This window comes from Mucilaginibacter gynuensis, from assembly GCF_039541195.1.
Taxonomy (GTDB): domain Bacteria; phylum Bacteroidota; class Bacteroidia; order Sphingobacteriales; family Sphingobacteriaceae; genus Mucilaginibacter; species Mucilaginibacter gynuensis.
On sequence record NZ_BAABFT010000001.1, the window covers coordinates 361,783 to 384,572 of the forward strand.

Annotated in this window: 25 protein-coding genes and 1 riboswitch; of the genes, 9 read left to right on the forward strand and 16 right to left on the reverse strand. The window is 43.0% G+C overall.

The window, feature by feature from the left end; translation table 11 throughout:
• Nucleotides 1-167: 167 nt before the first annotated feature.
• Nucleotides 168-374, reverse strand: a complete 207-nt coding sequence (locus ABD894_RS01500) for a hypothetical protein (protein ID WP_345209206.1) — start codon at nucleotides 372-374, stop codon at nucleotides 168-170.
• Between the two features lie 200 nt (nucleotides 375-574).
• Here ABD894_RS01500 and ABD894_RS01505 point away from each other — a divergent pair, with 200 nt between their 5' ends.
• Genes ABD894_RS01505 through ABD894_RS01520 form a run of 4 tightly spaced genes read left to right on the forward strand, consistent with a single transcriptional unit; the run spans nucleotide 575 to nucleotide 3,555 of the window.
• A complete protein-coding gene (locus ABD894_RS01505; RefSeq protein ID WP_345209207.1) occupies nucleotides 575-1,063 on the forward strand; it encodes a DUF4442 domain-containing protein in 489 nt (162 codons plus the stop codon).
• Nucleotides 1,060-1,515, forward strand: coding sequence for a GNAT family N-acetyltransferase (locus ABD894_RS01510; RefSeq protein WP_345209208.1), 456 nt, complete (start codon nucleotides 1,060-1,062; stop codon nucleotides 1,513-1,515). The genes ABD894_RS01505 and ABD894_RS01510 overlap by 4 nt, the downstream gene beginning before the upstream one ends.
• 5 nt (nucleotides 1,516-1,520) lie before the next feature.
• Nucleotides 1,521-2,153, forward strand: coding sequence for an AlbA family DNA-binding domain-containing protein (locus ABD894_RS01515; protein WP_345209209.1), 633 nt, complete (start codon nucleotides 1,521-1,523; stop codon nucleotides 2,151-2,153).
• Between the two features lie 52 nt (nucleotides 2,154-2,205).
• Entirely contained in the window at nucleotides 2,206-3,555 is a 1,350-nt protein-coding gene (locus ABD894_RS01520; RefSeq protein WP_345209210.1) for an MATE family efflux transporter, read from the forward strand.
• Between the two features lie 11 nt (nucleotides 3,556-3,566).
• On the opposite strand, the gene ABD894_RS01525 is transcribed toward ABD894_RS01520, so the two are convergent.
• From ABD894_RS01525 to ABD894_RS01550, 6 genes are read right to left on the reverse strand one after another with little or no spacing between them, the layout of a single operon-like run.
• Complete coding sequence (locus tag ABD894_RS01525; protein ID WP_345209211.1) at nucleotides 3,567-4,469, reverse strand: histone deacetylase family protein; 903 nt, start codon at nucleotides 4,467-4,469, stop codon at nucleotides 3,567-3,569.
• Nucleotides 4,469-5,323 carry a bestrophin family protein gene (locus tag ABD894_RS01530; protein ID WP_345209212.1) on the reverse strand — a complete coding sequence of 285 codons (855 nt, stop codon included), beginning with the start codon at nucleotides 5,321-5,323 and terminating at the stop codon, nucleotides 4,469-4,471. The genes ABD894_RS01525 and ABD894_RS01530 overlap by 1 nt, the downstream gene beginning before the upstream one ends.
• A gap of 13 nt (nucleotides 5,324-5,336) precedes the next feature.
• A complete protein-coding gene (kynU, locus tag ABD894_RS01535) occupies nucleotides 5,337-6,617 on the reverse strand; it encodes a kynureninase (protein ID WP_345209213.1) in 1,281 nt (426 codons plus the stop codon).
• Between the two features lie 44 nt (nucleotides 6,618-6,661).
• Nucleotides 6,662-7,264: a DNA-3-methyladenine glycosylase gene (locus ABD894_RS01540; RefSeq protein ID WP_345209214.1), complete on the reverse strand. Its 603-nt coding sequence runs from the start codon at nucleotides 7,262-7,264 to the stop codon at nucleotides 6,662-6,664.
• Nucleotides 7,265-7,909 (reverse strand): alpha/beta hydrolase, encoded by a 645-nt coding sequence (locus tag ABD894_RS01545; RefSeq protein ID WP_345209215.1) that lies wholly within the window; start codon nucleotides 7,907-7,909, stop codon nucleotides 7,265-7,267.
• Entirely contained in the window at nucleotides 7,909-8,385 is a 477-nt protein-coding gene (locus ABD894_RS01550; RefSeq protein WP_345209216.1) for a GAF domain-containing protein, read from the reverse strand. The genes ABD894_RS01545 and ABD894_RS01550 overlap by 1 nt, the downstream gene beginning before the upstream one ends.
• A gap of 72 nt (nucleotides 8,386-8,457) precedes the next feature.
• Between ABD894_RS01550 and ABD894_RS01555 the strand changes: the two genes are divergently transcribed.
• Both ABD894_RS01555 and ABD894_RS01560 read left to right on the forward strand, forming a co-directional pair.
• Nucleotides 8,458-9,156, forward strand: coding sequence for a DUF3291 domain-containing protein (locus ABD894_RS01555; RefSeq protein ID WP_345209217.1), 699 nt, complete (start codon nucleotides 8,458-8,460; stop codon nucleotides 9,154-9,156).
• Between the two features lie 9 nt (nucleotides 9,157-9,165).
• Complete coding sequence (locus tag ABD894_RS01560; protein ID WP_345209218.1) at nucleotides 9,166-9,414, forward strand: hypothetical protein; 249 nt, start codon at nucleotides 9,166-9,168, stop codon at nucleotides 9,412-9,414.
• Nucleotides 9,415-9,570: 156 nt separating this feature from the next.
• On the opposite strand, the gene ABD894_RS01565 is transcribed toward ABD894_RS01560, so the two are convergent.
• From ABD894_RS01565 to ABD894_RS01580, 4 genes are all read right to left on the reverse strand, one after another.
• A complete protein-coding gene (locus ABD894_RS01565; RefSeq protein ID WP_345209219.1) occupies nucleotides 9,571-10,275 on the reverse strand; it encodes an SIR2 family NAD-dependent protein deacylase in 705 nt (234 codons plus the stop codon).
• Nucleotides 10,276-10,353: 78 nt separating this feature from the next.
• Nucleotides 10,354-10,926 carry a DUF6580 family putative transport protein gene (locus ABD894_RS01570; RefSeq protein WP_345209220.1) on the reverse strand — a complete coding sequence of 191 codons (573 nt, stop codon included), beginning with the start codon at nucleotides 10,924-10,926 and terminating at the stop codon, nucleotides 10,354-10,356.
• A gap of 59 nt (nucleotides 10,927-10,985) precedes the next feature.
• On the reverse strand, nucleotides 10,986-12,059 hold the full coding sequence (locus tag ABD894_RS01575) for a DUF5074 domain-containing protein (RefSeq protein ID WP_345209221.1): 1,074 nt from the start codon (nucleotides 12,057-12,059) through the stop codon (nucleotides 10,986-10,988).
• A 14-nt stretch (nucleotides 12,060-12,073) separates the two neighbouring features.
• The gene (locus tag ABD894_RS01580) at nucleotides 12,074-14,086 is read right to left on the reverse strand and encodes a TonB-dependent receptor plug domain-containing protein (RefSeq protein ID WP_345209222.1); all 2,013 of its coding nucleotides are present in this window, start codon (nucleotides 14,084-14,086) and stop codon (nucleotides 12,074-12,076) included.
• 92 nt (nucleotides 14,087-14,178) lie between these two features.
• Nucleotides 14,179-14,384: riboswitch (cobalamin riboswitch) on the reverse strand.
• A gap of 132 nt (nucleotides 14,385-14,516) precedes the next feature.
• On the opposite strand from ABD894_RS01580, the gene ABD894_RS01585 reads away from it, so the two are divergent.
• Both ABD894_RS01585 and ABD894_RS01590 read left to right on the forward strand, forming a co-directional pair.
• Nucleotides 14,517-14,963 carry a DUF1572 family protein gene (locus ABD894_RS01585; RefSeq protein WP_345209223.1) on the forward strand — a complete coding sequence of 149 codons (447 nt, stop codon included), beginning with the start codon at nucleotides 14,517-14,519 and terminating at the stop codon, nucleotides 14,961-14,963.
• Nucleotides 14,964-15,069: 106 nt separating this feature from the next.
• On the forward strand, nucleotides 15,070-15,819 hold the full coding sequence (locus ABD894_RS01590) for an SRPBCC family protein (protein WP_345209224.1): 750 nt from the start codon (nucleotides 15,070-15,072) through the stop codon (nucleotides 15,817-15,819).
• A gap of 53 nt (nucleotides 15,820-15,872) precedes the next feature.
• On the opposite strand, the gene ABD894_RS01595 is transcribed toward ABD894_RS01590, so the two are convergent.
• The 5 genes from ABD894_RS01595 to thrS form a co-directional block, all read right to left on the reverse strand.
• Nucleotides 15,873-16,541 (reverse strand): response regulator transcription factor, encoded by a 669-nt coding sequence (locus ABD894_RS01595; protein ID WP_345209225.1) that lies wholly within the window; start codon nucleotides 16,539-16,541, stop codon nucleotides 15,873-15,875.
• 272 nt (nucleotides 16,542-16,813) lie between these two features.
• Nucleotides 16,814-17,158 (reverse strand): 50S ribosomal protein L20, encoded by a 345-nt coding sequence (rplT, locus tag ABD894_RS01600; RefSeq protein WP_345209226.1) that lies wholly within the window; start codon nucleotides 17,156-17,158, stop codon nucleotides 16,814-16,816.
• A gap of 77 nt (nucleotides 17,159-17,235) precedes the next feature.
• Complete coding sequence (rpmI, locus tag ABD894_RS01605; protein ID WP_114003955.1) at nucleotides 17,236-17,436, reverse strand: 50S ribosomal protein L35; 201 nt, start codon at nucleotides 17,434-17,436, stop codon at nucleotides 17,236-17,238.
• A gap of 135 nt (nucleotides 17,437-17,571) precedes the next feature.
• Complete coding sequence (gene infC / locus ABD894_RS01610; RefSeq protein WP_345209227.1) at nucleotides 17,572-18,138, reverse strand: translation initiation factor IF-3; 567 nt, start codon at nucleotides 18,136-18,138, stop codon at nucleotides 17,572-17,574.
• Nucleotide 18,139: 1 nt separating this feature from the next.
• Complete coding sequence (gene thrS, locus ABD894_RS01615; RefSeq protein ID WP_345209228.1) at nucleotides 18,140-20,065, reverse strand: threonine--tRNA ligase; 1,926 nt, start codon at nucleotides 20,063-20,065, stop codon at nucleotides 18,140-18,142.
• 340 nt (nucleotides 20,066-20,405) lie between these two features.
• Between thrS and ABD894_RS01620 the strand changes: the two genes are divergently transcribed.
• Nucleotides 20,406-22,730 (forward strand): GH92 family glycosyl hydrolase, encoded by a 2,325-nt coding sequence (locus ABD894_RS01620; protein ID WP_345209229.1) that lies wholly within the window; start codon nucleotides 20,406-20,408, stop codon nucleotides 22,728-22,730.
• Nucleotides 22,731-22,790: the final 60 nt, after the last annotated feature.

Genomic DNA, 22,790 nt, shown 5'->3' on the forward strand with positions numbered 1-22,790 from the left:
CCCGTAAGGCTTTAAATGTAATAATTAACCTTAATATACACAGCAGACAACCTGAGGTGCATGTCCCCCCACGCTGAAATCAATTTTTTTTTTGAAGCTACGATAAAACAAAAAAGGCCTGGCCAGCATAATGCTGACCAGGCCTTTTTATGTTAGTGCAAAAGAGATTACATTTTTTTAGTAGTATCTGTTGCAGCGGGGCTATCAGGTGTTTTGGTTGTGTCAGATTTTGCAGTAGTATCAGTTGTAGTTACAGCTGCTGAATCTGCTGCTGAAGTGTCTGAACTGCTTGCTTTTTCTTGTGAACTGCATCCTGTTACAATAGCACCGATCATGGTCGTCGCTAATGCTAATGTTAAAATGTGCTTTTTCATAAAGTATCAGATTAAATGTTTATCAATTTCTATTAATTATCACAACAACGCTGCCAAAACTTTATTGTTTAAACTTTTTTGCAGAAAAATGTAAATCGTACAAAAATAAATGCCTTTATCATAACCTTTTATACAGATTGGCACCTTGTAACCAAATTTTTAACTATCCATATATTTCCAATTTTATATATTTATACATTATGAGGGTAAGCGAAAACAGGCTAAAATGGATCATGCGCTTGTATCCGCCTATGCTGTTTCAGCGTATTTGGGTTGTAAAGTTCGAGCCCGGTTTCAGGGGGGTAACGGTTCGTGTTAAGAAGAGCTTTCTGAATAAAAACTACAACAAATCAATTTTTGGCGGCACCATATTTTCGGCTGCCGACCCATTTTACCCGGTACTTTTTCACCAGATATTCAGTAATAAAGGCTATCGGATCATCGTTTGGTTAAAGGCTTGCGATATCAGGTATATTAAACCGGCACGCACCACACTTAGCTTTACCATTCAGCTAAGCGACAACGATATAACCGAGGCCGAAAACAATTTAAACCGTATTGGCAAAAACGTAAAGGCCTACCCCATTGAAATGATTGACGAGAACGGTATTTTGTGCGCTTCGTTGTTAAGCGAAGTGTATATGCGCAATCTCGATTATGTTGACAACAAACAAACGGCCGCTGTATGACTGTGTTTATGAATGATGATGCCTTTCTGAAAAAGGGCTATACCATATCAACCGATAAAGAATTAATTGATATTGATACCGTTTATAATTATCTTGACAAGGAATCATATTGGGCAAAAGGTATCCCGCGTGAAAAACTGCTAAGGGCCATTGAACACTCCCTGTGCTTCGGCATTTATCATAATGGCAGGCAGGCGGGCTTTGCAAGGGTGGTTACCGACGAGGCTACGTTCGCGTATTTATGCGATGTATTTGTATTGAACGAGCACCGCAAACAAGGGCTTTCGAAATGGCTGGTACAAACAATTATGAACTGGCCCGGTTTACAAGGTTTGAGAAGATGGTCGTTAGCGACATCAGATGCCCATGGTTTGTACAGCCAGTTTGGCTTTACACCAATTAACAACCCCGAAAGATGGATGGGGATTTTTACACCTTACACTAAAGATTAAGCGCAGTGAACAGAGCAATTATAAAAAAGCTGATTTTTGAAGGAGAAGGTGTATCGTTAGATTTTAAAAAGACAATTACCCGTTACGAAAAAATAGCCAAAACCATGGTATCCTTCGCCAATAACAAGGGCGGTATGCTGCTGGTTGGCGTTGCAGATAATGGTACTATACTGGGCGTAAAATCTGAAGAGGAAGAAAAGTTTATGCTCACCAAGGCTGCGCACTTTTATTGCCGCCCCGCGCTCGACCCTGTTTTTGAAGAAGTTTATATTGACGACAAAGTTGTTTTAGTGGCCGAAATACCACCCAGCAACGATAAACCCCACTACGCCCTTGCCGAAGACGGTAAATGGTGGGTATACATCAGGGTGAAGGATAAAAGCGTATTGGCCAGCAAAATTGTGGTTGACGTGCTTAAACGATCGGCTGATGATACGGGGGTATTGATAGAATACTCGTCAAAAGAAAAAGCATTGCTGGAGTATCTCGAAAAAATGCAGCGCATCACCGTAAAACAGCTTTGTGATCTGCTGAATATCGGTCGCCGAAGGGCGCAGCGTATACTGGTTGACCTGGTGCTTTCGGGCGTGATACTGGTGCACACCACCGAGAAGGAAGAATTTTATACTGCCTGCTAAGCCTTCGTTCTCTCCCGTTTTCCTATTTTTGCGACCTTAATTTGTCGCGATCATGAAACGTATCTACTTAAAATATAAACCCCATTACCGCGACACGTTAACCTTAGCCACGCCTGTTATTATTTCGCAGGTGGGGCATATAGCCGTGCAGGTGTCGGATAGTATTATGGTTGGCCATTTCGCGGGCACCGTATCGCTGGCAGCCGTTTCTTTGGTAGGTAGTTTGTTTATATTACCCATGCTGATTGGCCTGGGTATTTCTTATGGATTGACACCGCTCATCTCTCAAGAGAACGGCCGCGGCAATTATGAAGAATGCGGCAGATTGTTATCAAACAGCTTTTTCCTGAACATACTTACAAGCATCATACTTTTCCTGGCCATGTATTTTGGCTCGGTTTACGTACTCGATCATCTTAATCAATCGCCCGAAGTGGTAAAGCAGGCCAAGCCCTTTTTTATTCTGATGGGTTTTTCAATCATCCCGCTATTAGTATTTAATACCTTTAAGCAATTTGCCGAAGGCTTAGGCTTTACCAAACAGGCCATGATGATATCGATATGGGGTAACGTGATCAACATTTGCCTCGGCATTATTTTCATTAAGGGTTATTTTGGCATCCCGCCGATGGGTATAAAAGGCGTAGGCTATAGTACGCTGATAGATCGCTGCCTGATGGCCGTTGCCATGTCGATCTACGTTTTCCGGTCGAAAAACTTTAAGAAATACCTCGTTAGTTTTGCATTTGCGCAGATTGATAAGATAAGGAGAATAAAGATCTTAAAGATAGGGATACCTGTTGCTTTGCAAGGCACTTTTGAATTAAGCGCATTCAGCGGGGCCAACATAATGATAGGTACTATAAGTGCCACTCACCAAGCCGCACATCAGGTGGCCATTAATATGGCAGCCATAACATTCATGATAGCCAGTGGTTTATCATCTGCATCAGCTATAAAATCGGGTAATAACTTTGGCGCAAAAGATCATACCAATCTGCGCTATTCGGCACTATCAAGTTACCATATCGTCATCGCTTTCATGACTTGCACCGCGCTCGTTTTTATCGTCGCGCATAATTGGTTGCCTTGGATCATCACCTCAGATGCCCAGGTAGTGGCCATAGCGGGTCAATTATTGATCATCGCGGCCGTATTTCAAATATTCGATGGCGTGCAGGTGGTTGGGCTTGGCGTATTGCGGGGTATGGGCGATGTTAATGTGCCCACCATCATCACCTTTATATCCTACTGGTTAATAGGTTTGCCAATTGGCTATTATATGGGGATCATCCTCGACTTAGGCGCACAAGGCGTTTGGTATGGCCTGGTATGTGGATTGGCGGCAGCCGCGATAATGCTATATATCCGGTTTAATAAGATCAGTAATAAATTGCTGTAATCCACTGTATTTTAAAAGAATATATCAGCAGCAGCTTTATAAGTGTTGCAATGTGCTTCAACAATATCTTTGATGTTTGGCGAATACCCACCGCCCATGCTTACCTGTACCGGGATATTGTTTTGATGGCATTGCTGTAACACGAACTCGTCGCGCGCTCGGCAGCCTTCGCGGGTTAAGGAGAGTTTACCCAGTTTATCGGTAGCCAAAACATCTACCCCCGAAAGGTAAAATATAAAATCGGGCTGTTGCTGCGCGATCAATTTGGGAAGCGTTTGATAGAGCGTATTCAAAAATTCCTCATCACCCGTATCATCCGGAAACGGAATATCCAGATCGGAAATCTCTTTGCGGTAAGGAAAATTATTGGCTCCGTGAGTGGAAAAGGTAAATACCCGCGGCTCATTTTCAAAGATCTGCGCAGTGCCATTCCCCTGGTGTACATCTAAATCAATTATTAAGATAGATTTAGTTAAATTATTATTTAATAAATAGTTAGCAGCGATAGCCTGATCGTTCAGCAAGCAAAAACCTTCGCCCCAATTACTGCCCGCGTGGTGCGTACCACCGGCAACGTTAAAGGCTACGCCATGTTCAAAAGCATAATGGCAACCATCAATAGTGCCCTTTGCAATACGTATTTCGCGCTCCACCAATTTAGGCGACAATGGGAACCCCGTCCGCCGGATCTCTTTTGCTGAAAGGGTTTGATCACGCAGCTGCTCCCAGTAATGCTTGTCGTGCGTCCATAAGATAATCTCCTCATCTAAGGGCTCCGGCGAAAACAGGTTATCCTCAGTGATCACACCTTCGTGCAGTAGCTGTGCCGGGATCAACTCGTATTTCAGCATCGGGAAGCGATGCCCTTCGGGCAAGGGGTGCGCATAGATAGGGTCATAAGCTATCTTCAGCATCAGGACAGGATTTCGCCTACGTGTTTATCGATATTCTCGCAGATGTTATCAAGTGGCAAATCATTGGCATCATGGCCGAAGGGGTCTTCGATTTCCTCGGCAATCAACTCGATACTGGCAAATACGAATAACACAAAGGCGATAACAGGCACAATAAAATACTTCAGTTCAAAGGCCCATGCAAACGGCAGGGTCATGATATAACTGAAGATAAACTTTTTGATGAACACACTGTATGAGAACGGAATAGGTGTCTTTTTAATACGCTCGCATCCACCACAAATATCTGTAAAAGAAGTCATTTCAGTATTTAAGCTCAATAACTGCTCCATATTGATCTGCCCTTCTTTATTGAGGCGATAGATATCCTTCATCATAGCAGAAGCTATCTGGTTAGGTACATGCTGTGAGGGATTTATATGAACGAACTCCTGATCTTCCGGGTGATATTTGTCACGCAGATGATCTCGTAGCACGCGAGCATAAAGTGGGATCAAGTACCTGAAGTAGGCGATCTCCATTTCACCAACAAGGTATTTTAGCTTAATAGCGAAGTTGCGGCTGTTATTGGTAAGGCTCCCCCAAAGCTTGCGCCCTTCCCACCAGCGATCATAAGCCGAATTAATACGAAAAGCCAGCAGCAAGGAAAACACAAAACCTATGGTTTGATGAATATAGATGATCTTGGTAATGATACTGGTTTTAGGCAGCTCGAAATAATCGATCAGCAAAAAGGTAACAATGGCCGAATAAGCGCCAACGGCCGTCATCAGCGGAAAAAGTTCGCGAAGGGTTTCGGCCTTGTGAAACCTGAATACAAATGAGAACCACTCTCTCGGGTTATAGTAAACCATATTTATTTAGCAATTATAAGCCCGCTGCGCTACTTAAGTGCCGGGCGGCGTTAAACACATCAACAAAAGAATTATAAAGCGGTACGGGGCTTAATCTGATCGCATTGGGTTCGCGCCAGTCGCCGATTATGCCGTTTTGGGTAAGGTAATTAAAAATCGCCTTTCCATCACGCTTGCAAATCAGCGATAGCTGACTGCCCCTGTCGGCAATAGTTTCAGGCGTGATGATCTTGAAAACCTCTTCGCCCTGCTCATCATTAACCGCTTTTATCAAAAACTCCAGGTAAGCCGTCAGAGCATCTCCTTTTACGCGAAGGGCATCAATACCTCCCGCCCGCTCAAAAACATCGAGAGAAGCCTTATAAAGCGCCAATAACAGGATGGGACTGGTACTCACCTGCCAGCCTTCGGCACCAACTGCCGGATCAAAGCCCGGGGCCATCAGGAATCTCTTATCCTCACGGTATCCCCACCAGCCTGTAAAGCGATTGAGCGACGTATCGTTAAAGTGCTTTTCGTGCACAAAAATCCCGCTTATACCACCAGGACCGGCATTCATGTACTTATACGAACACCAACAGGCAAAATCAACATCCCAATCGTGCAGCTTAACAGCCACATTGCCCGCAGCATGTGCCAGGTCAATGCCGACATAAGCACCGGCCGCATGTCCCGCCTTGGTGATAGCTTCAATATCGAAGTACTGGCCGGTATAATAATTTATGCCGCCGAAGAGGACCAATGCCAGCTCATCCTTATTTTCTTCTATCGTTTTCAGGATATCTTCTGTACATAAAGTATACTCACCCTCACGTGGAAAGATCTCAATAACAGCGTCCGCCGGAACATAACCATGAAACTTCACCTGGCTTTCAACCGCGTACTGATCTGACGGAAAAGCACCGCCTTCCATAATGATTTTAAACTTATTAGCAGTTGGCTTATAAAAACTTACCATCAGTAAATGAAGATTTACTGTAAGTGAATTCATGATAGAAACCTCAGAGATTTTGGCGCCTACAATAGGTGCCGCCAGCGCCGCTACTTGCTTATGATAACTCAACCAGGGCGCATCGCCATCAAACCATCCTTCTACCGCGAGGTTTTGCCAGGAGCTAAGTTGCTCCGCGATGTATTTTTGTGCCGATACCGGTTGCAGGCCAAGCGAATTGCCGCAAAGATAAATAGCATCCTTACCGGCATGCTGCGGTATTAAAAACTCTTTACGAAAGTGTTTAAGCGAGTCCTGCTCGTCCAGTTGCAGGGCAAATTCAAGCGTGTTCTGAAAATCCATTGGTCAATTATACAAAAAAGCTGTTCCAATGCCTGCGCTTTGTATTATTTATTGGGTTTACTTACATAAACATCGCCTTTTACAAAAAAGCGATACGGCAGCAAGGCATCATCCCCGGCATAGTCGACCCCAACCCGAGGACAGACCTTCACTTGCTCATCTTCAAAAAGCAGCCCCCTGTCTTCGACCCAAAGCGTATCGCTCAACATGCTCACCCCATTAATTTGCCTGGAGATACCCATTGCCTTAGCCACCGAACCCGGCCCGGCGGTAATATTAGGTTTCGCTACGGCCATTTTACGCCGTGCCTGCATTACCTCGATACCCTCCGTTGGGTGCACCGCGCGAATGAGAACCGCATGCGGCACACCTTCTGCACCGGTTACAATGTTAAACATCTCGTGAATGCCATAGCAAAGGTAAACATAAGCAATGCCGCCATGCTCAAACATGGTTTGGGTACGCGGTGTTTTCTTATTGCCAAAGGCGTGTGATGCTTTATCGCCTGCGCCATTATAAGCTTCTGTTTCAACAATGTAACCACCTGTAATTACACCATCAATACAAGTATACAGGTACTTACCCAATAACTTGCGGGCAATGTCAACCACATCGTTACCGGTATAAAAAGATGCTGGGAGTTTCATTTAATTTAGAATATTTTTTAGCCAAAGATTGATCTCGTCGGCTTTATCAAAAATCATGATATGCGTTCCGCCCTCAACAATGTACGCGCCTTTAATGCGCTTATAATCGAACACGGTATCCTTATTGCCCGTAATATGATACAGATTTTCGGGAATGGTTCTGTTTGTCCATTTTAGAATAGCCTCCATGGCCCACTTGGCAAATACCGGCGAGGTGTTCTTTAGCATATCCTGAAACAGCCATGCTTCATCCGCAGACATTTTACCAAACAGCGGCTTTACCATAAATCCCATCGAGGTAAATACTTTGCCGGGGATGGCGCGGTTCAGAGGCACCCTTCTGAATACCGGGAAATACCAAGGCGCTTCATCAACCGACTTGATACTGGAGATCAATATCACTTTATCCAGCTTTACTTGCTTGGCGATTTCAACCGCCAGCATCCCTCCTAACGAATTACCAATCACTATAGAATTATCAGTGATATTGTAATGACTGATAAGCTTTTGTGCATAGCTTTCTAAACTATCGCTTAAATCAGGTAATAACCAATTTACGTAGACAACCTCGTACTCTTCAATATGGATATTCTTGTAGATCCTGCTGTCGGCACCCAAGCCGGGGATAAGAAATACACAGCTCATCAGAACTTGACCAAGGCAACAATCTGCTCCAGGTACTTAGCATCCGTTTCATCAAATTGTGCCAGCTCTTCGCTGTCGACATCAAGCACAGCTACGACTTCGTTGTTATGAAATATAGGCACGACCACTTCCGACCTCGAAAGTGAACTGCAAGCAATATGCCCCGGGAACTCTTCCACATCCGGAACCACTAAAGTTTTAGCTTGGGCCCATGACGCGCCGCAAACGCCCCTGCCTTTAGCAATGCGTGTACAGGCTACCGGTCCCTGGAAAGGGCCCAATACCAATTCGCCATTTTTAACAAGGTAAAAACCTACCCAAAACCATTTGAACTGCTCTTTTAAAGCCGCGGTTACATTGGCCAGGTTTGCCACTAAATCTTCTTCTCCGTATAATAAACCGGTTATTTGCGGTATCAGGGAAAGGTATTGTTCTTCTTTGTCTATAGAGGTAATTATTTTCAGATCTTCTGCCATGTAACAAATGTAAGTATGTGCCATTAAAAGTAAATAAGGCAAATCTCATATTTAATCTTTTATTTCGTGCTGATGATCGTTAGTCTCACCATTGTTCGATATAAAAAAGCCTTTGTGCCTTTCGCGCTGCTGGCTATGGCCTTGCACAGGCTACCACTGGCGTTGCAACATGGCTGCTCCTTTTGGAAACTACTGGGCACCGGCCGCAATGGCACCTTCGACCTTGAACCAGACTGGCGGCAATGGGGCTTGTTGGCCACCTGGGATAGCCGCGAAGACTTTAATACCTTTTACAAAAGCTCCTTCATATCCGGCTGGTGGAGGCTGTTCGGTACCGAAATATGGACTGTACTATGCACACCCATACAAAGTCACGGCAAATGGGATGGCAAACAGCCCTTTGGTAAACCCGAAAGCAATGCAAACTACATTGGCCCTATCTGTGTACTTACCCGCGCTACTATCAGGTTTAAAAGGCTAAAAAACTTTTGGTCGCATGTGGATGAAGTAGCGAGCCTGATGAGCAAAGCACCAGGCTATATTACCTCCGTAGGTATTGGCGAAGCCCCTGTTTACCGGCAGGCCACCTTTTCGATATGGAGCAGCGAAGAAGCCATGAAAAGCTTTGCCTATAAAAGCAAGGAACATGCCGAGGTCATCAAAAAAACCCGCCAGGAAGACTGGTACAGTGAAGAACTTTTTGCCCGCTTTAAACCCATCGCCAGTTTTGGCACCATAAACGGACACGATCCTTTAGAGAACATTATATAAAAAATCGACATGAGAATTATTGCAGAATTACCCCACCCCGAATTTAAAATATCCATCCTTTCCATGAATCAAAAGTTCATTGTAAAAATTGAGCAGGGCCTTTTAGAACAAACCTACAAGATAGCCGAAATGGACTTAACAGATGGCGTGAACAGTGTATTTGAAATATTGGATGAAGACTTTTTAAAAACTATTGCCGCTCGCTTTACCGAAATGCGCAAGGATTATAAAGAAGCATACTATCGGTATAATTACTAAAGATATATTTTATAAGTAATTGAAAAATTGATTACTTATAAAAATAATATTTAGCGAACAGAATTTTATTTGGCACTGATTTTAAGTTCCAAAACGTTGTAAACAAGAAATGCCTTGCGGTTTCGCAAGGCATTTCTTGTTTAGAGTAAATTCTGATCATACAGAATTTAAAGGATCAACACCCAGCAACTGATCTACCAAAAGCGGCACGCCCACGGTTGCGTTCTTTTCTATTTGCACTACATTTTTGAGGTGCCCTACTCCCGGTATTTTCGGGTCGACAATTATTTTGGCTACATCCTTGGGTACGTAATTGATGAGACCTGCTGCCGGGTAAACAGCCAGTGAAGTACCTATCAAAATAAAGATATCGGCAGCGGTACATATTTTCGCCGCTTCTTCAATCATTGGCACATCTTCACCAAACCATACCACGTGGGCACGCAATTGCGAGCCTAATTCGCAAAGCTCTCCCATCTTCAATTCCCAGCCATCAATAGGATAAGTAAGCTTTGAATCGATGCTGCTTTGCGACCGGGTGATGATGCCATGCAGGTGTACTACATTGGTTGAACCGGCGCGCTGGTGCAGGTCATCTATATTTTGGGTGATGATAGTAACCTTATATTTCTCTTCCAGCCTGGCCAGCGCATAATGGGCTGCATTGGGCAATGCCGCTAATACCGATTTACGGCGTTCATTATAAAAATCCTGCACCATTACCGGGTTCCAGTCCCAGGCTTCGGGCGTGGCTACGTCCTGTATATTGTATCCCTCCCAAAGGCCGTCGCTATCCCTGAATGTTTTTAAACCGCTTTCGGCGCTGATGCCTGCACCGGTAAGGATCACTATGTTTTTCATATTGCCAAGTTAAATATTAGCCACAAAAAAAGCGACCGCTTCGTGGGGCGGTCGCTTCAAAAATATCATTTACAAATTTTATAAAGCCAACTCGCGCGGACTACGCAGGTATTCGAACTTGCTCTTCGCTATTTCAAAGCCGCCATACAATATCGCCCCAAAAACGAAATCGCCCAGCAGCATATTGCGTTGAAAAGGTATCGCGTTGTATAAAGAAGTAGCATATCCGCCTAAAGTATTAGGGTACATACCCGGAATTAACCATGGCAAGTCGGTCAGCAACCAAAATACAATTACAGATGCCAAAGAAGCCAGGCTTACATTTACTACACTTGCCTTTTTAATTAAGGTGCCAATAAACACCATAATAGCAAAACTCAAATACACCCAAAACGAATAAGAGTAATCTATCTCAAGCCTTGATGAATACAGGTAGTTGATCACCGTATCGCTTATAAAAAGCGTGGTTAAGGGCACTAAATAGGCTTTCCACTTATCGGTAAAGTATGTACCGCCAAATAGGGCTATGGCACCTACCGGAGTAAAATTGCTTAAAAAAGGCACCTGATAAGTAACAAAGCGCATGGCTGCTGCACCTAATATCATTAATATTAATACCGTATTACGGGCATTCATTTTTTGTACCGACATGTTAAAAGAATATTAAGCGAAATTACTCATTTATACTTTAAATAGAAAACAGCCGGCCACTACTTATTTATGAACAATATTTTACCGGGGCTTATGCCAACCTCTAACGTATATTCCTTTTTACCATCCTTAGTAAAGGCAAATACCTCGCCCGCGCTGCTGTAATCTTTTGCATCGGTAATAAATACCTCGCCGGTTTGCTTGTCTGCCTCTATAGCATAAGGGGCAACTATAGCGGTGCCATCGGTAACAAAGTTATCGGTCACTATTGCTTCCGTTTTCACATTGTATACTTTTATTTTGCCGTCGCCGCCAATAATGTAGGCTAAGTCGCCATTTATGGTTATTACATTTCCATAACCAACACTTGTTTCAACAGTTGAGGTTACATTATCAGCAGCACTACTGATGCGTGTGAACGATGGTGAAACATCAATATAATTACCCATCGATATTACATACACATCGCCGTAAGCATCCGCAATTACACTTACAGGGTTAATGGGTACTTCTATCTTCTTTGTTTCGGTAAGCGTATTTAAGTCAATAACCGACACTGTTTTATCATAATTGGGGAAACTGTATCCGCCGGAATTGGCTACGTATAATTTATTGTTACTGATAGCCATCTGTTCGGGGTTGCGGCCTACCGCTATGTATTTTTCAATAGTGAGCGTAGCGGTATCAACTACAGCCACATTACCATCTGAACAGGTTACAAAAGCTTTATTTTTATTAAAAACGATGTAACGCACTTCACGTGCAGCGCCCTTATCCTCAAATTTGATCTGTTTTATTGATTTGGCATTTTTAGGATTAACCACTTCTACCGTGCCCGAGCGGTTTACCACAATATACATTTTAGCGCCATAGGTGGCCATATCGTTAGGGGTATTACCTATTGCCCGGCCGTTGGCATCGTTAAATATATCTGCCGATAAATTCTTTTGCGTATAGTCATAATAACTCAATGAACCCTTACCATCGCTACCGCCCTGATTTAAAATATACACCCCGGCACGTTCCGCCGTTGGCTGATCGGGCACCACATCATTCTTCCCTTTTCGGCATGATGATAGTGCGCTTAACAACGCTATAGAAATAAGTAAGTAATTGATCTTCAAATTTTTCATGTTATTTATATGAATTAAATTGTTAATTGAAACGTAAGCCTGAACGACCGCCCCGGCATTGGATAATACTTTATAACCGAATAGTTTTTGTTAAATAAATTATTGGCTTCGGCAGATAAGGATACCGGTAATTTGCCATAAGTAAAATTATACACTACCGATGCATCACTGATATTGTAAGCAGGTATCATGTATTCGGGAATGTTATTACTGGTATACCTTACCGACGAAAATGTGTGATTATAATATACTCCCAGCTTATTATACAACACTCCCGCATTTGCCGAAAGTAAATGTTTTGGTGTATACGGAATTTGATCGAGATAGATACGCTCAGACGGATTGGTTACGTTTTGAGCACGTTGATAGGTATACGCAACCGAGAAAATACCCTTGCAATTTTGCGCGAGGTTTAGCTGACTTTTAAGGTTAACATCCAGTCCTTTGATATCCACCTTGCCCAAATTGATCACCGCCGGTATTTCGGCCGAACGCCCCGGCAGGTAAATGATCTTATCTGTTATATTGTTGTAATAAGCATCGGCAGTAAAGGTTACATAATCAATCAGGCTGTTCACCACCTTACTATACGTAAAACCAAAGTTGTACTGGTTGGTGTATTCGGGCTTGATGACCCTGGGTAGCGTAGTGTAATAATATTCTTCGGAGAAAGTAGGGTTACGGAATATCCGTTTATAAAATGCCCTCAATTGCAGGTTTTGCTTATTAAAGGGTTGTACCGATAACATCACCGTTGGCAAAAAAGCCGACCGCGATGGCGGAGCCTTGCCTTCCTTAACCGATTGACCGATGTAGCGGTGCAACACATTGCCCTGCAAATGCCACTTACCTAACGTTACATCAGTAGCCAATACATTGTATAACTGCAATTGAGTTGGAAAGGCATAGGCATAAACGTCCGATTTAAGATCGGCCACAGATCCATCCGAGGAATAGGAAACTTCCCACTCCGGCAATATCCGGTATGCTAATGATACCGACTGGTAAATTTCACGCTGCGTGTAGTGTTCGCTTAACTCGCCTTTGGTATTCACAAAAGAAGTATCGAGGTAATGCTGATAACCACGTGAAGCTTTTGTGTTTAACAACAAATGAAAGCCATTGGTAAAAACACGCTCGTACCCCGCCTGTACAAATACATCCTCGTTACGCAAACGCTGATACGAGTTGTTTACGTAATAGATAAACGCGCCGGGCAAACCGCGTTCGCTATTATAATAATTGAACTGGATATGGAAACGGTTGCTGTCTGATTTTGCCCAATACAAAGCGCCGTCAACTTGATGTATGGCTATATCGCTGTTTTTACGAATTGCCAAAGTATCTGAAGCATCATCATCAACCTTAAACTTATAACGCCCGTTGGCTTTTTGATAGTAGCTGTTAACAATGAACGACCAGTCATCACTTATCCGCTGCTGCCACTGTAAGTAAGGATTGATCAACCCGAAACTCCCTCCTTTTAATCCCAACTGTACCTGGTAGGGTTTATCGACAGATAACCCTGGTCTTACCGTTTTAATGCTCAACACACTCGCCGAAGCGAAAGCGCGGGCAGTCATGCAAATTTCAGGTGGCTGGGCATTGTACAAGGCTATTTCCTGTACGTTATTCAGGTTGAATTTACCGAGGTCTATTTGTCCGTTTTGCGCATCGGTAAGTTGAACGCCATCGTACAGCACAGCAGTGTGATTAGCACCCATGCTCCGTACCGATACTGTTTTTAAGCCGCCTATACCCCCATAATCGCGCACATTTACTCCTGCAAAATTGCGTACGGCATCGGCAACGTTAAAGGCACTGTACCTTTTAAAGTCGGCAGCGGTTACCTGCTGCGCCGGGCTAAATGTTTGTACTTTGGGCGCCGCGGATGAATTGATCTTTACTTCCTTTAGATTTTTAGTGGTATCTGTTTGCGCGTAACTATCGGCACCGTACAATACCAGTAACAGGGCTACCCATTTAGATAACCGTATTTGTTTACAGATATACACCGTGCTTTTCAATTGGCGACAAATTTATTATGGGGATAAAAAATAGCAGGTACAGGCTTTAAAAGCCGCTACGCGCATTCAAGCTTCAATCCCCGAAAGCTTCGAATAAGTATTGTGCTATGGCAGGTCTTCTGACTATGCTCCTCTTTTACCCGGCCTTCCCGTTTGCTTACAAACAGTGACCATATTTGAACAGGGCAATAATTTAACGGAGCTTACAGCTGCGGGACAGTTACAGATTTACACTGTATTCCCTTTTAATTTAGCATGCAAATGTGCGCATGCCAAAACCAAAGCATTTGTAAAAGTACAATATGCATTGGTAAATCAATATTGTTTACTAAAAATCACGTAAAGTTTAAATTGCAATACCAACAGTAAGATAGAAAATAACAATCTTGCATTGTTATTAGTTAACTAAAACAAGCCATATAATAGATATATGATAAAAGACACGCTGAAAAAATTGTTCATCCGCGACCTTGAAAAGCTAAAGCAAGAGATAGAGGCTTACCAAAATGAGGACAAGATATGGTATATTGAAAAGAGTATATTAAATACTGCCGGTAACCTTTGTTTGCATTTGGTTGGTAACCTAAACACTTACATAGGCGCGGAATTTGGCAAAACGGGTTATGTGAGGAACCGTGTGGATGAATTTGCGCTGAAAGATGTGCCGCGCGCGGAACTGGTGGATAAGGTAGAACAAACGATCATCATGATTGCGAATACCTTCGAGATGATCTCGGAAGAGCAATTGAATGAAAAATATCCGGCCGAGATACATTTAAAAGACGTTTCGACCGAATACTTTTTTGTTCACCTGGCTATGCATTTAGGCTACCACTTAGGGCAGATAAACTACCATCGCCGCTTATTGGATAATTGATTATCAATATGCTTTACTTTATAAGTAAGGTTATATTATTTTCATTTAAAGAAAACCCATCGCCTTGTATGCTGTTTTAATTATATACTACCTAAAGTAACAAATTATGACAACGACAGCACTAACAGTAACCGACCGTTACAAAGGCCCATCAACCGATGAACCTATAAATTTGAACTGGCCCGAGCGATATATATCCATCGCAAGTGGTATAAAACTGGGTCTTTCGGGTTTTAAAAACCTATTTAAATCGCCATTTTCAAGTATCTTGAAAATTGGTGCAGGCGGCTACCTGTTAACCCGTGGTGTTACAGGCCATTGCGAATTATATACCAAAATTGGCAAAACCACTACTGATGATGCCGTGAACATCAATATACGTTCATCGTTTACAGTAGCCAAGCCTCGTTATGAGGTATACGATTTTTGGCGTAAGCTGGATAATCTGCCGCTATTTATGAAACACCTTGAAAGTGTTGAAGTGCTGGACGACAAACGTTCGCACTGGGTGTTGAAATTACCAACCAATGTGGCCCGCGTTAGCTGGGATGCTGAAATTGTTAAAGATGAGCCGGGTTATATGATCGGCTGGAGCTCGTTGCCCGATTCAATTATTGATAACGCAGGCAAGGTTCGTTTCCGTGATACTGAAGATGGCGGCACACTGGTTGATGTGGTTATATCATACCAACCACCGGCAGGCGGCTTTGGCGCAAGTATAGCCCATGTATTAAACCCTGTATTTAAGAACATGGTAAATACCGATGTACAAAACTTTAAACAGTATATGGATATCGATAACGAACCCCGCACTATTAATGGTGAGGGCGAAGAAACATTTATAGTGATCTCGTAATAAAGAATATCATCATATCAAAAAGCATGGGCGTTAATACGTTCATGCTTTTTTTATATTAAATCAAAAGCCCGCGCGTATTCTGCAAACTCCATTACATTTGATATCCCCAGTTTTATTTTAATATTACGGCGATGAGTTTGAACGGTTTCTGCCGATATAAATAGCTCATCGGCAATTTCGGGTGATGATTTGCCGGTAGCTACCAGTTTCAATACTGTTTTTTCGCGTTTACCCAGCGTTGAAAAAGCCTCAAGGTTGCGGCGAAGAAACAGGTTTTCGTTCAATATCTTCTCGGCCTTGGCTTCCACATACTTCATACGTTCAATAGGCACCGCTGTTGTAATGGTTAAAGTGGGATTACCGGCTTCGTCCCACATAAAGATACGGGTGGAGGTGATATGCCATGTCCAATCAGTTTTTCCCTGTAATTTTACCTGCTGAAAATAGGAAAAGCTATCTTCGGTACTGTTATTACGAAGCAAAGCATCCATTTTAGGTAACAAACCTTCCATGTATTCCATATTAAAGAAACGAGGATAGTAGCCCGCTCCCATTTCCTGCAATTCAAGCAAGGTAACGCCTAATAGTTTAAGTCCGTTACTGGTCATGTAAACAAGGTTGAACTCGCCTATTTGGTGAATCATTACTACACAGGGCATTAACTCGGCATAAGGAGCAAAATCATCAATTTTGCTCAGCGCATCTGGGTTTAGATTCATTATTTAGGGGCTAATATGATCTACTATTCTAAATATGAATAATAAAATGCATTTGTTGATACAAGCTACTACTGAAAATAACTTAACTACTGATTATCAGTTATTTATTTTTCAGCATAAACACTAACAAATTATTAAAGGCACAATAGTATGAGAATAAAACTCATAACAGAATATTGATTATTAATATTTTGGAAGATTAAAAAGCCAAATACCCTTAAAACAGAAAAACCCGCTTGTGGGCGGGTTCTTCTTTAAATAATATGCTGATATTATTTTACTGCATCAACGATAGCTTTGAAAGCATCAGGGTTGTTCATCGCTAAATCAGCTAATACCTTACGGTTCAAACCAATTTCTTTAGCGGCTAATTTACCTATTAATTGAGAGTAAGAAATACCGTGTTGACGGGCACCTGCGTTGATACGTTGTATCCAAAGGGCTCTGAATTCTCTTTTCTTGGTTTTACGGTCGCGGTAAGCATACTGTAAACCTTTTTCAACTGTGTTTTTAGCAACGGTATATACCTTGCTACGAGAACCCCAATAACCTTTGGCGAGGTTCATGATTTTTTTTCGGCGTCTTCTCGACGCTACTGCGTTTACTGAACGTGGCATCTTTTGATGTTTTTGGTAGTGAGTGCCCCTTTACGGTGATCTTTAATACTCTAATACCTGGTTAAAAATTTGTTTAATTACTTACCGATACAAAGCATACGCTTTACGTTACCGGTGTCAGCATCAGATACTAAGCTGGTCTGACCTAAGTTACGCTTACGTTTAGTTGACATCTTGGTTAAGATGTGGCTTTTGTATGCGTTTTTTCTTGCAATTTTACCTGTTCCAGTAAGCTTGAAGCGCTTTTTAGCACTGGAATTGGTTTTCATTTTTGGCATAACTATTATTTATTTGTGTTTAGACGTTTTCGCAACGTTTTATTTTTATTCCGAATATCAAATTTTCGATCTCGAACTTATTTCATTTTTACCATCAGTACATCTGCATATCCACGCATCTGCACATCAAGCAATTTACTTTTTACCACCTTTAGGGGCAACGGTTAAAAACATCCGTTTACCTTCCAATTTAGGTAATTGCTCTACTTTACCTACTTCTTCAAGCGCCTGTGCAAATTTAAGCAGTAGTATTTCGCCTTGCTCTTTGTATACAATGGCACGGCCTTTAAAGTGTACGTAAGCCCTCACCTTTTCGTTGGCTTCCAAAAACTTAATGGCATGCTTCAGTTTAAACTCAAAGTCATGGTCATCAGTATTCGGTCCGAACCTGATCTCCTTGATAACCGTTTGCTTGGCATTGCTTTTAATCTCCTTCAGCTTTTTCTTCTGTTCGTAAATGAACTTATTGTAGTCAGTTACTTTACAAACCGGAGGTACAGCATTAGGTGATATCTCCACCAGGTCTAATTCCTGCTCGGCAGCAATTGCCAGCGCATCCCTTAGTGAGAATATACCTTGCTCAACGTTGTCGCCTACAAGGCGTACTTCCGGAGCTTTGATGAATTGATTGATGTTATGTTCGGCTTCCTTTTTCTTAAAGGGAGGCCTGGGTCCTCTGTTATAAGGTCTGTTTAATGCCAAGTTATACTGTTATTTCTTTAGTTATCTGTTGTTTAAAATCCTCAATGCTCATGCTTCCTAAATCACCTTTTCCATGCCTACGAACCGAAACCACACCTTCTGCGGCCTCTTTTTCGCCAACTATGAGCATATAAGGGATCTTTTTAACCTCAGCGTCACGAATTTTTCTTCCTATTTTTTCGTCCCTGAAGTCAATTAGCCCGCAAATATCGGAATCTTTTAACACATCAGAAAGTTTTTTTGCATATTCTTCGTATTTTTCTGATATCGGCAAAATGATATACTGTTCCGGCGATAACCATAGCGGGAAATTACCTGCACAATGCTCAATCAATACGGCCACAAAACGCTCTAAAGAACCAAACGGCGCACGGTGTATCATCACCGGGCGGTGCTTCATATTATCGCTGCCTGTATACTCCAGCTCAAAGCGCTCGGGCAGGTTATAATCTACCTGGATAGTACCCAGTTGCCATTTACGGCCAAGGGCATCTTTCACCATAAAGTCAAGCTTCGGTCCGTAAAACGCGGCTTCACCTGTTTCTACCACAGTAGGTAAACCTTTTTCAGCAGCGGCTTCAATAATAGCCGATTCAGCTAATGCCCAGTTTTCGTCAGTACCTATATATTTAGCTTTATTTTCCGGGTCGCGTAATGATACCTGCGCGGTATAATCATCAAAACCCAACGCGCCAAATACGTATAATACAAGATCGATCACCTTTTTAAACTCTTCTTTTACCTGATCGGGACGGCAAAATAAGTGCGCGTCATCTTGTGTAAAGCCGCGTACCCTTGTTAAGCCGTGTAGCTCACCGCTTTGTTCGTAACGGTAAACAGTACCGAACTCTGCAAAACGAACCGGAAGATCTTTATAGGAACGTGGTTTTGTTTTATAGATCTCGCAGTGGTGCGGGCAGTTCATCGGTTTCAGGAAGAACTCCTCTCCTTCCTGCGGAGTTTTTATCGGCTGGAACGAATCGGCACCATATTTTTCATAGTGACCTGATGTTACATACAAGTTTTTATGACCGATATGCGGAGTAATTACCTGCTCGTAACCGGCTTTTGACTGTGCTTTTTGTAAAAAGTTAACCAGTTTTTCGCGCAGGGCGGCACCTTTAGGCAACCACAATGGCAAGCCCATGCCTACTTTTTCTGAAAAAGCGAACAACTCCAGTTCTTTACCCAACTTACGATGGTCGCGTTTTTTAGCTTCCTCCAGTAAATGCAGATATTCTGTAAGTTCGCTGGCTTTAGTAAAAGTAACACCATAAATACGGGTTAACTGTTTACGGCTTTCATCGCCGCGCCAGTATGCCCCCGCAACGCTCATCAGCTTTACAGCCTTTACAAAACCGGTATTAGGTATATGCGGACCACGGCACAGATCGGTAAAGTTACCTTGCGAATAGAAGGTAATTGAACCATCGGGCAGGTCTTTGATCAGGTCGAGCTTGTACTCATCATCCTTTTCGGTGAAGTACTCAATAGCATCGGCTTTGCTAACCGGTTTACGAATAAACTCCGATTTGGCCTTTGCCAGCTCGATCATCTTATCCTCGATCTTTTTAAATTCTTCGGATGAAAATTCACGGTCGCCAAAGTCAACATCGTAATAAAAGCCGGTTTCAATAGCCGGACCGATACCGAATTTAGTACCCGGATAAAGGGCTTCAAGCGCCTCGGCCATTAAGTGGGCCGATGAATGCCAAAAGGTAGATTTGCCTTGCGCATCGTTCCAGGTAAGCAGCTTTACTGCGCTATCCTTTTCAATGGGCCTGCTGGCATCCCAAACCTGGCCGTCAACTTCGGCTGCTAATACGTTACGTGCTAAACCTTCGGAGATCGACTGCGCGATCTGCATGGAAGAGATTCCCTTGTCGTACTGACGAACGGAACCATCAGGAAGTGTAATGTTAATCATCTACAACTATGATTTATTGTTTAAAATGTATTACTTATAGTAGATCGCCTACTAATGCGATCTGTAAAATTATCCTGCAAAAATAGGAATTTATTTGGGATGAACGATGTTTTTTAACCGCTGAGATAACGGAGTTTTACGCAGAGTGTATGACTTGAGTAGAATTGTGAGCCTTTTGATAGCATTAATTCATATAATAAATGCAAATTATATAATCTCTGCGTACTCCGCGCAAAATACTCTGTTTCCTCTGCGGTGAAACCCATCTTAAAAAAATATCAAAACCCCTTTTAAATGTACATACATATATACTATATTGCATCGCCAAATAATCTATCTTATGAACCAAACACTCAAATGTATCGTCGCATTGCTGTGGAGTATTACGGTGATGCCTGCCATGGCGCAGCAAAAAGAACCCGTTGATTATGCCGACCCGCTACTGGGTACATCCGAATCGCGCTGGATGCTGAATCCGGGTGCTACCATGCCCTTTGGTATGGTGCAGCTTAGTCCGGATAACCAGGGCGGTGTATGGAAAGGCGGTTATGAGTACACCCTTGGTAACGTAGGCGGCTTCAGCCATATCCACTCGTGGACAATGGCCGGGCTTTCGGTAATGCCAACTGTTGGTCCGCTTAACGTAGTACAAGGACCGGCAGATGGCGCCACTACGGGCTGGACGACCGGTTACCGCTCGCGGGTTGATAAAGCTACCGAAGTGGCCACTCCCGGTTACTACGCGGTTACCTTATTAAATGGCAACATCCGCACAGAAATTACAGCTACTACCCGCGCGGGTTTTTTCAGGCTCACCTACCCTGAAGCGCAGGACGCGCATATTTTGTTCGATCTGGATATCCCTGCCGAATACGCTTACGAGATACTCGATGCTAAAATAACCAAGGTGACCGATAAGGAAATTGAAGGTTACTCAAAGCAGAAAACAGGCTTTAATGAATATACTGTACATTTTGTAGCCCGGTTTAATAAACCCATGAAAAGCTTTGGTGGCTGGCAAGGCAAGGATGTAAAAAGCAACATCAGCGATATTGCCGGTAAAGGCCATATTGGCGCTTATGCCGATTTTGATGCAGCCAAAGGCGAAGTGATTATGCTGCAAACAGGTATTTCATTGGTAAGTATTGAGCAAGCTCGAATGAACCTCGAAACGGAAATGAATCCCTTTAACTGGGATTTCGACGCGGTGCGCAAACATGGCCGCGATACCTGGAACTCCTTATTAAGTAAAATAAAGGTAGAAGGCGGTACAGACATAAACATGAAAAAGTTTTACAGCAACCTTTACCGCTCCTATTGCGCACGCACTACCTGGAGCGATGTTAACGGTAAATATGTTGATGTGTGCGAAAATGTAAGACAGCTGAAAGACCCGCAATCGCCGGTATATGGCTCGGATGCGCTGTGGAACACTTTTTGGAACCTTAACCAATTATGGACGCTGGTAAACCCAGATCTGGCTGATAACTGGGTGAAATCACTTTTAGAGATATATAAATATGGCGGTTGGCTGCCCAAGGGCCCGGCCGGGATAGAGTATTCGGGCATTATGGAAGCATCGCACGAGATACCCTTAATAGTGAGCGCCTATATGAAAGGCATTCGTAATTATAATGCCGATACCGCTTTTAAGGCAATGCTGCATAACCAAACGGTAGAAGGCATTAACCACCCTTGCGGAGGCTTCGCAGGCAATAAATTTTTGAATGCTTATATGAAACTGGGCTTTGTTCCTGATGAACTCGGGCAAGTTTCAAACACACTTGAATATGCTTACGATGACTGGTGTGTAGCCCAAATGGCCAAAGCATTGGGGCACGATAAGGAGTACAAAACCTTTATAAAACGTGCCGCAAACTATAATAATGTGTTTGATAAGGAAACCAAGTACATCCGCATGAAACACAAGGACGGTACATGGGTAAAGGATTGGACCCCTTATTGCTGTACCTCATTTGATAAGTCGGGTTATTTGGAAGGTAACGCTTGGCAGTATACCTTTTTCAACCCGCACGACGTGCAGCAGATCATTAATTTAGTAGGCAAGGATGAGTTTAATAACCGCCTGAATGAGGGTTTTGAAAAATCATCTAAATTTAACTTTAATGCCGATGCCGACATTTACGACAGGGTGCCGATTAACCACGGCAACCAACCCAATATGCAGGCGGCTTACCTGTTCAACTATTCGGGCAAGCCATGGCTTACACAAAAATGGGCACGCGAGATCATGAATAAATATTATGGCGATAGCCCCTATTACGGCTGGCTGGGCGATGAGGATGAAGGCCAGATGGGTGCATGGTATGTAATGAGCGCGATGGGTTTGTTTGAAACCAATGGCGGCGCTTCGATAAAACCATTCTATGAAATTGGCAGCCCGCTCTTTGCCAAAACCGTTATCATGCTTGATCCGGCTTATTATTCAGGCAAAACGTTCACTATTGAAGCCCCAAATGTATCTGATACTAACCGCTACATACAATCGGCCACGCTGGATGGCAAGCCGCTGAACAAACCCTGGTTCTACCATTCCGAACTGGTTGACGGCGGCAAATTGGTATTAACCATGGGCCCGCAACCTAACCCGAGCTGGGGCAGCAAACCTGAAGATGCACCTCCGTCGATGAGTAAGCGGAAGTGAAGCTTTGTTCTACTGTTTTTTACCGCTGAGATGCAGAGTTAATACGCAGAGTACGGAGAG